The organism is Mesorhizobium sp. WSM3626, from assembly GCF_000513935.1.
In the GTDB taxonomy this organism is placed as follows: Bacteria; Pseudomonadota; Alphaproteobacteria; order Rhizobiales; family Rhizobiaceae; genus Mesorhizobium; species Mesorhizobium salmacidum.
The window spans coordinates 1-13,103 of record NZ_AZUY01000009.1; the positions used below are offsets into that span (position 1 = coordinate 1).

A 13,103-nucleotide genomic window follows, 5' to 3' on the forward strand; every position below is an offset into this window, starting at 1 on the left:
AAGCCTCGAATCGGATGGCCATCCGGTTCGAGGCTCAGTCGCTCTTCTCGCACAAAGTTTCCTCCGTGCAGATACAAGGGGTGTTCCAGCGAAGTGAGGCGTTGGCGTTCCCTGGAACACCCCTCATCCGACCTCGCGTTGCGAGGCCACCTTCTCCCACAACAAGGGGAGAAGGAAGAAGCGCCCCGTTACCCGAACTTGCCAGTCCTCGGGAAACCCTTCGGCACCATACGCCCTGCCGATGCCCTCGCGCCGATCCACTCGGCCAGTTCCTCGCGCGACCGCGTGAAGGTGCGGTCGGCCGAATCCTGCCAGGAAAGACCGGTCTCCAGCGTGAACGGCTTGAGGTCGAGAAGGCCGCCGTCCTTGTATTTCTGCAGCCGCACGCCCTTACCGCGACTCATCTCCGGAATTTCCGAGAGCGCGAACACCAGCATCTTGCGGTTCTCGCCGACGATGGCCAGATGATCGCCAGTGACCGGCACGCAGCGCTTGGCTTCGTCCGGGGCCTTGACGTTCATCACCTGCTTGCCCTTGCGGGTGTTGGCGACCACCTCTTCCTCCGCAACGATGAAGCCGTTGGCGTCGAAAGAGGCGAGCAGCAGCTTGCGCTTGGGATCGTGGACGAAGGCGGTGACGATGTCCTGGTCATTGTCCATATCGACGATGATGCGGATCGGCTCGCCATGGCCTCGGCCGCCGGGCAGCCGGTCGGCGCCGATCGTGTAGAATTTGCCGCCGGTGGTGAAGACCAGCACCTTGTCTGTCGTCTGGGCATGGAAGGCGAGCTTGAGACTGTCACCCTCCTTGAAGGTCAGCGTCGAAAGATCGGCCAGATGGCCCTTCATTGCCCGCAGCCAGCCTTTTTCCGAAACCACGACGGTGACCGGCTCGCGCTCGATCATGGCATGCGCGATGTCGGTCAGGTCGTGCTCGGGCGCATCGGCGAACTGGGTACGGCGCTTGCCGATCTCGGTCTCCGGGCCGAACTTGTCGCGAACCTGAGTGACTTCCCACTTGATCGTCGACCACTGCTTTGCATCGGACGCCAGCAGCGCCTCGATCTGCTTCTTCTCTGCGGTCAGGCCATCGAATTCCTTGCGGATCTCGAATTCCTCCAGCTTGCGCAACGCGCGCAGCCGCATGTTGAGGATCGCTTCGGCTTGGGTGTCGGTGAGCGACCAGCGGGCCATCATGACCTGCTTTGGCTCATCCTCCTCGCGGATGATCTTGATCACCTCGTCGATGTTGAGATAGGCGATCAGGTAGCCGGCGAGGATTTCCAGCCGCCTCTCGATCTCGCCGAGGCGATGTTTCGAGCGACGGATGAGGACGTCGCGGCGGTGATCCAGCCATTCCTGCAGCACGCCTTTCAACGACAGCACGTTGGGCACCTTGCCGCGCGACAGCACATTCATGTTGAGCGGGAAACGGCTCTCGAGCTCGGTGAGCTTGAACAGTGATTCCATCAGGATGCCGGGGTCGACGGAACGGCTCTTAGGCACCAGAACGACGCGGATGTCCTCGGCACTTTCGTCCCTGATATCCTCGAGCAGCGGCAGCTTGCGGGCCATCAACAGCTCGGCGATCTTCTCGATCAGCCGCGCCTTCTGCACGCCATAGGGGATTTCGGTGACCACGATGCTCCAGGTGCCCCTGCCCTGGTCCTCCTGGTTCCATTTCGATCGCACGCGAAAGCCGCCGCGGCCTGTCTCATAGGCTTCGAGGATGGAGGCGCGGCTGTCGACGATGATGCCGCCGGTCGGGAAATCCGGGCCCTGGACGAAATCCATCAGCTTCGCCACCGGCGCGTCGCGATGGTCGATCAGATGCAGTGCGGCGTCGCAAAGTTCGGCCGCGTTGTGCGGCGGGATCGACGTCGCCATGCCGACCGCGATGCCGGACGAGCCGTTGGCCAGCAGATTCGGGAAGGCGCCGGGGAGCACGACCGGCTCCTCGTCCTCTTCATTGTAGGTCGGCCGATAGTCGACGGCATCCTCGGTGATGCCGGCAAGCAATTCGGTCGCCACGTCGGTCATGCGCGCTTCGGTGTAGCGCATGGCGGCGGCGTTATCGCCGTCGATGTTGCCGAAATTGCCCTGGCCGTCGACCAGGGGGTAGCGCATCGAAAAATCCTGCGCCAGCCGCACCAGCGCATCATAGATCGACTGGTCGCCATGCGGGTGGAACTTGCCCATCACCTCGCCGACGATACGGGCGCATTTGGCAAAACCCTGGTCGGGATTGAGGCGCAGCAGTCGCATGGCGTGCATGATACGGCGATGGACCGGCTTCAGTCCGTCGCGAACGTCGGGCAGCGCCCGGTGCATGATGGTCGACAACGCATAGGCGAGATAACGCTCTTCCAGCGCCTTCTTCAGATCGACCGGTTCAATATGATCGCCGCCGCCATTGTCAGGCGGCAAAAGCCTTTTTCCCATGGGCTGGGACTAGCCGAGCGGGTGATTCGCGGCAAGAGGCGCGCACCGGACCGGTCGATTTGCGCACGTTTCTGCAACAGGAGACCGCAAGGTCGAGCTTGCCGGCCAACATCAATCTGTTACATGCCGCATCTATTGCGAAGCACGCTGGCGGCCCGACCTTCATGCCAAATTCACTGCATTGTCCAATAGCGTTCGGATCGGGTTTGCCTTTCACCGCGATTTTCGACCATTGTGCCGGGACACGCCTTTTTCCCGTCCAGTTCGTCACGGAATGGTGATGGCGCAAAGAATTGAAAAATAATTTCAGGACACTCTCAGGGACCTTGCGATGACAATCAACCGCTCAACTCTCCGGAAATTCGCTCTTTCGACCTTCTTGCTCACACTGCCGCTGAATGCTGCCCTTGCCCAGGACGCCGTGGTCGCGGACCGGCTGAAGGCTGCGCTCTCCGCACAGGGCGTCGACATCTCCTGGACCGGCGTGACCGGCGACAACACCAGCATGGTGCTGCAGGGCGTGTCGGTGAAACCGGCCGCGGAAAAGGAAGCGCTGACGATCGGCGACGTCAAGCTCGAGAACATCACCGAAGCCAATGGCGGCTATGATATCGGCACCGTGTCGACCTCGGCCTTCGAACACAGCAAGGACGGCGTCACCCTCGATCTCAGCCCCTTCATCATCCACGACATGACGGTGCCGGCCGACGGTTCCACCAGCCCGCTTGGCTCGCTGATGATGTATAAATCTGCTGAACTGTCGAACATGACGGTCAAGGTCGCCGACAAGACCGCATTCTCGATGGACGGCCTTGCCATCGAGATCACGCCGCCCGCCGACGGCAAGGCGATGGAATTCACCGCCAATACGGAGAAGTTCACGGCCGATCTCTCGCTGGTCGACGATCCCAAATCCAAGGAGGTCATCAACGCGCTCGGCTACCAGAACATCTCGGGGAATCTCGAAATGGCCGGCACCTGGCAGCCATCTGACGGCAAGATGGAACTGTCGAAATACGACATCTCCGTCGAGAATGCCGGCACGCTCGGCATGACCTTCGACCTCGGCGGCTACACGGTCGACTTCATCAAGTCGCTGCAGGAAATGCAGAAGAAGATGGCCGCACAGCCGGAAGGCGCCGACAATTCGGCGCAAGGCATGGCGATGCTCGGCCTGTTGCAGCAGCTTTCGTTCAACAGCGCCTCGATCCGCTTCGACGACGATTCGCTGACCGGCAAGGTGCTGGACTATGTCGGCAAGCAGCAGGGCATGTCGGCCAAGGACATCGCCAACCAAGCCAAGGCGATCGTGCCGTTCGGCATGGCGCAGCTCAACAATCCGGAACTCACGGCTCAGGTGACCGCCGCGGTCAGCAAATATCTCGACGATCCGAAGAGCCTCGAAATCTCGGCCGAGCCGCCGGCATCGGTGCCGTTCGCGCTGATCATGGCGGGCGCCATGTCGAACCCGCTGGATCTGCCGAAGACGCTCGGCGTCAGCGTCAAGGCGAACGAGGACTGATCGAAACGATCTCAGGACATGAAAAAACCGGCAGCGATGCCGGTTTTTTTGTTGCCGAATCGGAAGAACCGGTTCGAGCAAGTTCCTGAAGTGAAGCCTGAAGCTTCTGGTCAGGCGTCCTTCTTGGTTGGCGCGACGCGCAACGCCAAATCGCGAAGCTGCTGCGGGCTCGCTTCCGAGGGCGCGTTCATCAACAAATCATAGGCCTGCTGGTTCATCGGGAACATGGTGATTTCGCGCAGGTTCTTGGCGCCGACCAGAAGCATGACGACGCGATCGACACCGGCGGCCATGCCGCCATGCGGAGGCGCGCCATACTGGAAGGCGCGATAGAGGCCGCCAAAGCGCTCCTCGACCGTGGCGCGGTCCAGCCCGACCGTCTCGAATGCCTTGACCATGGTTTCGGGCAAATGGTTGCGGATGCCGCCGCTGGCGATCTCGAAACCGTTGCAGACCATGTCGTACTGGAAAGCCTTGATGCCGAGCAGGTCCTCGCCGTTCAGCGCATCGATGCCGCCCTGCGGCATTGAGAACGGATTGTGGGCGAAGTCGATCTTCTTCTCCTCCTCGTTCCATTCGAAGAACGGGAAGTCGACGATCCAGCACAGTTCGAAGCGCTCGCGGTCGACAAGGTTCAGCTCCTCGCCGGCGCGCGTGCGCGCGGCGCCCGCAAAGGAGACGAACTTCTTCGGGTCGCCGGCAACGAAGAAGGCAGCGTCACCGTCGGCAAGGCCGAGCTGCAAGCGGATCGCCTCGGTGCGTTCCTCGCCGATGTTCTTGGCGAGCGGGCCGGCGCCTTCGAGCTTGTCGCCCTCCTTGCGCCAGAAGATGTAGCCCAGCCCCGGCTGGCCCTCGCCTTGCGCCCAGCTGTTCATGCGATCGCAAAAGGCGCGGCTGCCGCCGGTTTTTGCCGGAATGCCCCACACCTCGGCCTTCGGGTCGTTGGCCAGGATGTTGGCGAACACCTTGAAGCCGGACTCGCGAAAATGGTCGGAGACGGCCTGCATCTCGATCGGGTTGCGCAGGTCCGGCTTGTCGGAACCGTATTTGCGCATGGCGACATCGTAAGGGATGCGCTGGAATTTCTGCGTCACCGGCTTGCCGTTGGCAAAGGTCTCGAAGACGCCGCGCATCACCGGTTCCATGGTCGACAGCACATCGTCCTGCTCGACGAAACTCATTTCGACGTCGAGCTGGTAGAATTCGCCAGGCAGACGGTCGGCTCGCGGGTCTTCGTCGCGGAAGCACGGCGCGATCTGGAAATAACGGTCGAAGCCGGACACCATGATAAGCTGCTTGTACTGCTGCGGAGCCTGCGGCAGCGCGTAGAAGGTGCCAGGATGGATGCGCGACGGCACCAGGAAGTCGCGCGCGCCTTCCGGCGACGAGGCGGTAAGGATCGGCGTCGAGAATTCGGTGAAGCCGACCTCGCCCATGCGCTTGCGCATCTCGGCGATGATTTTCGTGCGCGCCACGATGTTCCGGTGCAGCGTCTCACGGCGCAGGTCGAGGAAGCGGTATTTCAGCCTGATGTCCTCGGGGTAGTCCGGTTCGCCGAATACCGGCAGCGGCAATTCCTTGGCCGCCGACAGCACCTCGATCTCGCGGGCGAAAATCTCGATCTCACCAGTCGGCAGGTTGGCGTTCGTGGTTTCCGGCAGGCGTGCCTTGACCTCGCCGTCGACGCGGATCACCCATTCGCCGCGCAAGGTCTCGGCGATCTTGAAGGCAGGAGAATCCGGATCGGCGACGATCTGGGTCAGGCCGTAATGGTCGCGCAGATCGATGAACAGCAGGCCGCCATGGTCGCGCACGCGATGCACCCAGCCCGACAGGCGAACGGAATTGCCGACGTCGCTCTTTCGCAACTGGGCACAGGTATGGCTGCGGTAACGGTGCATGGTCATGGATAAAAGTCCGGGATTGTGGGTTGCGGGCCAAAGCATCGCAGCCCGGCCCAAAATTTGCGCGAAAAGCGCATGAGAGGCATGGTTTGTCAAGGCAAACGGACGGAGGGGCGGTCTCTCAGTTTGGAACTTCGGGTCTCAATCCATAGCCGGTCATGTGGCGCAACCGTAAACCGCCTCTCGCGTTGGCGCATGATGGAGTGAGAGGAGGCAAACATGTTTTCCTGGAAGGGCACTTGGCGCAATCAATACGGTTCGGTTGTAGTTATCGAAGACGATAGCGATGGTTTGATCCGCGGTGTCTTCAAGACAGCATTGCCCGACAGCAGCTTTTCCGGGATGGAAGTGCCTCTCCACGGGGCCGCTCATGGAGATGTGATTGGCTTTACTTCCGCGGCGTTAGGAAAAACGGGCCCGGCGGCGGTCAGCTACACCGGCATTTTTCGGGACGGCAAGATGGAGATGTTGTGGCACACAGTGGCTGGACTGGCACTTTCAGCCGATGCCGAGGGTGAGCCCGCAAAGCTGACCCAGGTTGGAACATGGCGCGCCTTCGGGACCAGCCTAGACACTTTTGAGCGCGTCGATTGAATACTCCGACCGCCGGCGAGTTCGTGCCGATCAACGCGGCGTTGATGCTGTTCTATTCCTTCGGCACCATTGGCGGCCCGTTCGCGGCCTCGACAGCGATGCAGTATTTCGGGCCAAGCGCGCTGTTTGTCTTCAGCGCCGTGGTCTAAGCGGTCTTCACCGCCGTCATCCTCTCCGGCGTGCCGGCGGCAAGCGCAGCCGCTTCACCGCGGTGTTGCGCACCTCGACCATTCTTGCGCGGCTGGCGAGGAGAAATAGTGATCCAGACAGTCCGGAAGGGCCGTGACGGTGGCGCCACAGCTTGACGAAAGCCTTCCCGGCTGAAATCTAGGAAGACCCTACTCCTGCCAAAAGCGATTTGATGCACGTCATCACCACCCAGAAAGAACTCGAGACCGTTCTCGCCGCTTTCGAAAAGTCGGATTTCGTCACCGTCGACACCGAATTCATCCGCGAAACGACCTTCTGGCCCATCCTGTGCCTGATCCAGATGGCCGCGCCCGGCGTGACGGCGCTGATAGATCCGCTTTCACCTGATATCGACCTCGCTCCCTTCTTCAGGTTGATGGCCAACGAGGCGGTAGTCAAAGTCTTCCACGCCGCCCGGCAAGACATCGAAATCATCGTCCATCTCGGCGATCTCGTTCCGCACCCGGTGTTCGACACACAGGTGGCGGCGATGGTCTGCGGCTTCGGCGACAGCGTTTCCTATGATCAGCTCGTGCAGCGCATAACCGGCGCCCGGCTCGACAAGTCGTCGCGCTTCACCGACTGGCGCCACCGCCCGCTGTCCGACAAGCAGCTCGACTACGCGCTGGCCGACGTCACCCATTTGATCGAGGTCTATCAGCACCTCAACGCCGAGCTGGCGCGGGAAAACCGCGCCCACTGGCTGAATGAGGAGATGGATGTCCTGACCTCGCGCGAGACCTACGATCCGCATCCCGAGGACGCCTGGAAGCGGCTGAAGATGCGGCTTCGCAAACCGCAGGAGCTGGCGATCGTGCAGACCGTGGCGGCATGGCGCGAACGCGAGGCGCGCGAGCGCGACGTGCCGCGCGGCCGCGTGCTCAAGGACGATGCGATCTACGAGATCGCGCAACAAGGGCCGCGCGATGCGGCAGCCCTTGCCAAGCTGCGCACCACGCCCAAGGGCTGGGAACGCTCCTCGACGGCGACGGCACTGCTCGGCGCGGTCAACACCGCGCTCGCCCTGCCCAAGGAGCAGATGCCGAAACTGCCGAAAAGCTTCCAGCCGCCCGAGGGCTCGAATGCGGCCGCGGAGCTCTTGAAAGTGCTGCTCAGGATCATCGCCGAAAAACAGGGCGTCGCCTCTAAGGTGCTCGCCTCCAGCGACGATATCGATCGCATCGCCGCCGAAGGCGAGGATGCCGATGTGCCGGCGCTGCAAGGCTGGCGGCGCGCCGTGTTCGGCGAACAGGCGCTGAAACTTGTGCGCGGCGAGATCGGCATCAAGTTCGACAATCGAAAAATAGCAGTGTTCGACCTGTAGGTTCAGTCTCTCTTCTTCCGTCGCGGGAGAAGAGAGCTGACGCCAATTCTGCTCAAATCACCCCGAGCAGGTGAAGAGCGAGCCAGATCCAGCCCAACAGGACAATGACCGCTCCAAGGAAGAAAGAGCGGCTGCGCCAGCGCAGATCGTTGCTGGTCAGGTGAACCCAGGCGTGGAAGTAGCGGGTCACCACGAAAGCCCACATCAGCGCCAGTGTCAGATAGTTGACGCCATTGGTGACGTGCAGCGCCAGGCACAGCACATAGAAAAGCACCGGCAGTTCGAATTGATTTCTGAGATTGCCGGCAACGGTCGCGCAGGAGGCCGGTTCTGTCGAGCGGGCCTTGTACTGGCTCGCCTTCGCCTCGCCCGACTTGACGGCAACATATCGGCGCCGGCCCAGTACGCAATAGACGATATAGATCAGCAGCACGTGGGCGAGCACCGGCCAGAAGATCGCGGTCTGGTTCATGCAGTCGCCCCTGCCCTGTTCGGCTTCAATTCTGACGTCTTTGGCCCGCCAACCAGAAAGCGGCAATGACGATGACCGGGACGGCGAGAAGCACGAATTTGGTGACGATGAGCGCCGAGGCGAAAGACAGCGAGTCCGGATTGGCGTAGAGGAAATCGGACAGAAGCCGCGCCACGGCGATATTCTGGGCGTAGTCGGCGAGCGTGTAGGGCAGCACCAGGACCAGCGCGAAGATCGCCTGCATCTGAGCCGGCAGCACGCGGAAATTCTTCAGTCGCCGGCCAGTCGCCAGGATCAGGCTGACCAGCGTCAGCGACAGCAGCGCCGGAAACAAAAGATCGAAGGTCAGGTAATGCCAGACCAGGATGATCTCGCTGCCGCGCCGGCCAAGCGCCGTCAGCCAGGCCATGCCTTCGTCGGGCGTGAATCCGAAATAGCGCATGTCGAGCGAGGCCAAGCCCCCGCTCAATTGGCGGAAATAGAAGAACTCCATGCCCGTCATGGCGATGAAAACCGCCGCCGAGAGAAAGCAGAGCGCCCCGACATGGCGCGACAGGCGCAGCACCATGGCGGTCAAGTTGCGCCAAAGCCCGGAAGAATCAGGCTCCGCCGGGATAGTTGGGACTTTCGCGGGTAATCGTGACGTCATGGGCGTGGCTTTCACGAAGTCCAGCGTTGGATATGCGCACAAAAGTGGCGCGGTCGCGGAAATCGGCAAGGTCGCGGCCACCAACATAACCCATAGCGGCTTTCAGCCCGCCCGCAAGCTGGTGCAACACGCCAGACACAGGTCCTTTGTAGGGAACCTGCCCTTCAATGCCTTCCGGCACCAATTTCAGCGTGTCGCGCACCTCGGCCTGGAAGTAGCGATCGGCGGAGCCCCGCGCCATGGCGCCGACCGAGCCCATGCCGCGATAGGCCTTGAAGGAGCGGCCCTGGTGCAGGTAGACCTCGCCCGGGCTTTCGTCGGTCCCGGCAAGCAGCGAGCCGATCATGGCGGCACTGGCGCCGGCGGCGAGTGCCTTGGCGAGATCGCCGGAATATTTGATGCCGCCGTCGGCGATCACCGAGGCGCCCGATTTATGCGCTGCCTCGACCGCCGACATGATGGCCGAAAGCTGGGGAACGCCGACCCCGGCCACAATGCGGGTGGTGCAGATGGAGCCCGGACCGATGCCGACCTTGACGGCGTCGGCGCCGGCGTCGATCAGTGCCAGCGTGCCTTCCGCGGTGGCGACATTGCCGGCCAGGATGCGCACGGAATTGGAAAGCTTCTTCGCCCGCGTCACCGCGTCCAGCACCCGCTGTGAGTGGCCATGCGCGGTGTCGATCACCAAAAGGTCTACGCCGGCCTCGATAAGACGCTCGGCGCGTTCGAAGCCGTCATCGCCGACGCTGGTGGCGGCCGCGGCGCGCAGGCGCCCCTGCGCATCCTTGGTGGCATGCGGGTTAAGCTGCGACTTCTCGATGTCCTTGACGGTGATCAGCCCGACGCAATTGCCCGTTTTGTCGACCACCACCAGCTTCTCGATGCGGTGCTGGTGCAGAAGCCGCTTGGCCTCGTCCTGGTCGACATTCTCCTTGACCGTGATCAGGTTCTCACGGGTCATCAATTCGTAGACCTTTTGCGCCGGATCGGAAGCGAAGCGCACGTCACGGTTGGTCAGGATGCCGACGAGCCGGCCGGTCTTGTGGCCGCCGGCGCCGCCATTCTCGACCACCGGAATGCCCGAAATCGAGTAGGTGCGCATCAGCGACAAGGCATCGGCGAGCGTGGCGTCGGGACCGATCGTGACCGGGTTGACCACCATGCCGGATTCGAATTTCTTGACCTGCCGCACCTGCTCGGCCTGTTCGGCGGGCGAGAAATTGCGATGGATGACGCCGATGCCGCCGGCCTGCGCCATGGCGATGGCGAGCCTTGCCTCGGTGACCGTGTCCATCGCCGCCGACAGGATCGGCACGTTGAGGTCAATGTCGCCGGCGATGCGGGTGCGGATGTCGGTCTGGCCGGGCATCACCTCCGAATGACCGGGCTGCAAGAGCACGTCGTCAAAGGTCAGCGCCAGTGCGCCGGTGGAGGTTTCGATGATTTTTGCCATGGCCAGCCCTTTGAATGCAGAAAAAGCGCTGGACCGGAATGGACAGCGCCGACTCATTATTCCCTTTCAGGATTGGCGGTGGCTGGTAACACGTCGCGGCGGCGTTGAAAAGCTGATCGTTGAGTGGACGTTAAGGATCGGTTCAGTGTCGACAGGGTCGCGGGACCGATCCAACTTCCTGTTTCTACGCAGTTCCAGACGGAAAAACCGTTCCACACTTTGCCTGGAGCCTAGTCCGCGCCCAGCAGGGTATCGAGCAATTCATGACGTGGCGATGCGAAAGGATTGACAACGGTTACGCCACCCCAGGTGAAGCCATGTTGCAGATCTTCCGACAGGAGCAGCCGGCAACTCGATTGGGAGGCAGCTGATAGGATGACCGCATCCCAGATACTGAAATGGTGGTCGGCCGCAAGATCGACCGCCATCATCATAACCTCGGGCGATGTTCCAGCGACCGGGAAGGCGTCGCGCCAGCCCAGGAGTGCGTCCCGGCCTTCCTGCGAAGATCGTCCAGCCTTGCGAACAAGTATGTTGAACAGTTCGCCAAGCACTTGAACCGGAATGACAACTGCCTCTTGCGGAACGTTGCGCAGCAACTCCAGAACAGCGTCACGCTTGTCGGCGTTGTTCACGCCTTCAGCATAAGCAAGGATGTTGGTGTCGAGCGCGACCTTCACCGGTCGTAAAGCTCGTCGCGGGTCCATTGCCCGGCGTCGACGACAGGCTGCCGCTCAAGCCGTGACAGCAGCGCGGTGCGCGAGCGCGAGGCCACCTGACCGCGATTGTCCGCGGGTACGATCCGCGCAACCGGCCGCCCGTGACTGGTCACCACAAAGTTCCGCCCTTCCCGCACACCACGAAGAATGAGCGAAAATTTTCGATTGGCGTCGGCAGCTGTAACGGATTCGTCCATGATTGCATCAAAGTAGTTATTTTAACTAGAGTAGCTATAGCTTGGCTCCTTGGCAAGCAGTCTCTGATCGCTGCCCAGGCCCTCCGCGGCGTCGAAGTCGCACAAAAGTGACAGCAAATTAATGCGACATCGGCCCAAAGGCATGATAACCGCCCATTGTATCGGCATGCCCCCGGCCGGCAGGCAATTTCGACCAATTCGGACGTCTTCGTTGAACCGCACCATCCCGCTTATCCTTGCGGTCGCTCTCTTCATGGAAAACATGGATTCGACCGTCATCGCAACGTCGCTGCCGGCGATCGCGACCGACATCCATACCAGCCCGATCGCACTCAAACTGGCGCTGACGGCCTATCTGGTGTCGCTGGCGATCTTCATTCCGATCAGCGGCTGGATGGCCGATCGCTTCGGCGCCAAGAACATCTTTCGTGCCGCGATCGCGGTGTTCATTGCCGGTTCGGTCGCCTGTGCCCTCTCCGGTTCCCTGCCGGCCTTCGTGGTGTCACGCTTCCTGCAAGGCATCGGCGGCGCCATGATGACCCCGGTCGGACGCCTGGTTCTGGTTCGTGCCACGCCCAAAAGTGATCTGGTCGCCGCCATGTCCTGGCTGACCGTTCCCGCACTGGTCGGGCCGCTGGTGGGCCCGCCGATCGGCGGCTTCATCACCACCTACTTCACCTGGCACTGGATTTTCCTGATCAACGTGCCGATCGGCCTGATCGGCATCTGGCTGGCCACCCGCTTCCTGCCGGAAACTGAATCGATGGAGACGCCGCCGCTCGATTTCGTCGGCTTCGTGCTGAGCGGGCTGGCCGCATCCGGCGTCGTCTTCGGCCTGTCGGTGGTCAGCTTGCCTTATTTGCCGCCGGCGACCGGCTTCATCACGATCGCCGTGGGGCTGCTGTCGGGCGCGCTCTACCTGATGCATGCGCGCCGCGCCAGGAATCCGCTGCTCGCGCTTGAGTTGTTCCGCAACCAGGTGTTCCGCTCGTCGGTGCTCGGCGGCAGCCTGTTCCGCATCGGCATCGGCGCGGTGCCGTTCCTATTGCCGCTGATGTTCCAGATCGGCTTCGGGCTGACCCCGTTCCAGTCCGGCATGATCACCTTCGTCTCGGCGATCGGCGCCATCGGCATGAAATTCGTCACCGCGCTGATCTTCCGCGTTGTCGGCTTCCGCCGCGTGCTGATCCTGGGCTCGCTTGTCGCCGCCGCATCGATCGCCAGCTATGGTCTCTTCACCCCAGAGACGCCCTATGCGTTGATGCTGGCCATATTGCTGGTCGGCGGTTTCATCCGCTCGATGTTCTTCACCGGTGTCAACGCACTCTCCTATGCCGAGGTGTCGGCCGAGGATACCAGCAAGGCGACGCCTATCACGGCGGTGTTCCAGCAATTGTCAATCGCGCTCGGCGTGGCGCTCGCCGGCGGCGTTCTGGAAGTCTCGACCTCGATCCATGGCGGCCCGCTGACGCTGGGCGACTTCCATATCGCCTTCTTCATCGTGGCGGCGGTATCGGCGGCGGCGTCGCTGTCGTTCATGCGGCTGGCACCCGATGCCGGCAACGCCGTCTCCGGCCATGGCCGGCTGACAACGCCCAAGACACTGGAACAGGTGAGATCGCCGGGAGAGTGAGGCTCT

At 62.0% G+C, this 13,103-nt stretch carries 11 protein-coding genes and 1 pseudogene; 5 read left to right on the forward strand and 7 right to left on the reverse strand.

The annotated features are described in order from the left end of the window. Positions 1-188: 188 nt before the first annotated feature. Positions 189-2,441, reverse strand: a complete 2,253-nt coding sequence (parC, locus tag M653_RS0109180) for a DNA topoisomerase IV subunit A (protein ID WP_027143084.1) — start codon at positions 2,439-2,441, stop codon at positions 189-191. A gap of 331 nt (positions 2,442-2,772) precedes the next feature. Between parC and M653_RS0109185 the strand changes: the two genes are divergently transcribed. Next, positions 2,773-3,963 carry a hypothetical protein gene (locus M653_RS0109185; protein WP_027143085.1) on the forward strand — a complete coding sequence of 397 codons (1,191 nt, stop codon included), beginning with the start codon at positions 2,773-2,775 and terminating at the stop codon, positions 3,961-3,963. 110 nt (positions 3,964-4,073) lie between these two features. Here the strand turns inward: M653_RS0109185 and aspS are convergent, their stop codons facing one another. Then, complete coding sequence (gene aspS, locus M653_RS0109190; RefSeq protein WP_027143086.1) at positions 4,074-5,864, reverse strand: aspartate--tRNA ligase; 1,791 nt, start codon at positions 5,862-5,864, stop codon at positions 4,074-4,076. Between the two features lie 222 nt (positions 5,865-6,086). On the opposite strand from aspS, the gene M653_RS0109195 reads away from it, so the two are divergent. From M653_RS0109195 to rnd, 3 genes and pseudogenes are all read left to right on the forward strand, one after another. Beyond that, positions 6,087-6,461, forward strand: coding sequence for an avidin/streptavidin family protein (locus M653_RS0109195; RefSeq protein WP_027143087.1), 375 nt, complete (start codon positions 6,087-6,089; stop codon positions 6,459-6,461). Positions 6,462-6,475: 14 nt separating this feature from the next. Next, a pseudogene (locus M653_RS1000000135420) lies at positions 6,476-6,747 on the forward strand (MFS transporter); the annotation flags it as partial. 75 nt (positions 6,748-6,822) lie between these two features. Then, entirely contained in the window at positions 6,823-7,974 is a 1,152-nt protein-coding gene (gene rnd / locus M653_RS0109205) for a ribonuclease D (protein ID WP_027143088.1), read from the forward strand. 52 nt (positions 7,975-8,026) lie between these two features. Here the strand turns inward: rnd and M653_RS0109210 are convergent, their stop codons facing one another. The 5 genes from M653_RS0109210 to M653_RS0109230 all read right to left on the reverse strand — a co-directional run bounded on the left by M653_RS0109210 (position 8,027) and on the right by M653_RS0109230 (position 11,464). Continuing rightward, a complete protein-coding gene (locus M653_RS0109210; protein ID WP_027143089.1) occupies positions 8,027-8,446 on the reverse strand; it encodes an MAPEG family protein in 420 nt (139 codons plus the stop codon). A 25-nt stretch (positions 8,447-8,471) separates the two neighbouring features. Next, positions 8,472-9,014 carry a hypothetical protein gene (locus tag M653_RS0109215; RefSeq protein WP_027143090.1) on the reverse strand — a complete coding sequence of 181 codons (543 nt, stop codon included), beginning with the start codon at positions 9,012-9,014 and terminating at the stop codon, positions 8,472-8,474. A 31-nt stretch (positions 9,015-9,045) separates the two neighbouring features. After that, positions 9,046-10,548: an IMP dehydrogenase gene (guaB, locus tag M653_RS0109220; protein ID WP_027143091.1), complete on the reverse strand. Its 1,503-nt coding sequence runs from the start codon at positions 10,546-10,548 to the stop codon at positions 9,046-9,048. A 230-nt stretch (positions 10,549-10,778) separates the two neighbouring features. Continuing rightward, positions 10,779-11,228: a PIN domain-containing protein gene (locus M653_RS0109225; RefSeq protein WP_027143092.1), complete on the reverse strand. Its 450-nt coding sequence runs from the start codon at positions 11,226-11,228 to the stop codon at positions 10,779-10,781. Continuing rightward, complete coding sequence (locus M653_RS0109230; RefSeq protein ID WP_027143093.1) at positions 11,225-11,464, reverse strand: type II toxin-antitoxin system prevent-host-death family antitoxin; 240 nt, start codon at positions 11,462-11,464, stop codon at positions 11,225-11,227. Before M653_RS0109230 ends, M653_RS0109225 begins: the two co-directional genes overlap by 4 nt. Positions 11,465-11,675: 211 nt before the next feature. Here M653_RS0109230 and M653_RS0109235 point away from each other — a divergent pair, with 211 nt between their 5' ends. After that, positions 11,676-13,097, forward strand: coding sequence for an MFS transporter (locus tag M653_RS0109235; RefSeq protein ID WP_027143094.1), 1,422 nt, complete (start codon positions 11,676-11,678; stop codon positions 13,095-13,097). Positions 13,098-13,103: the final 6 nt, after the last annotated feature.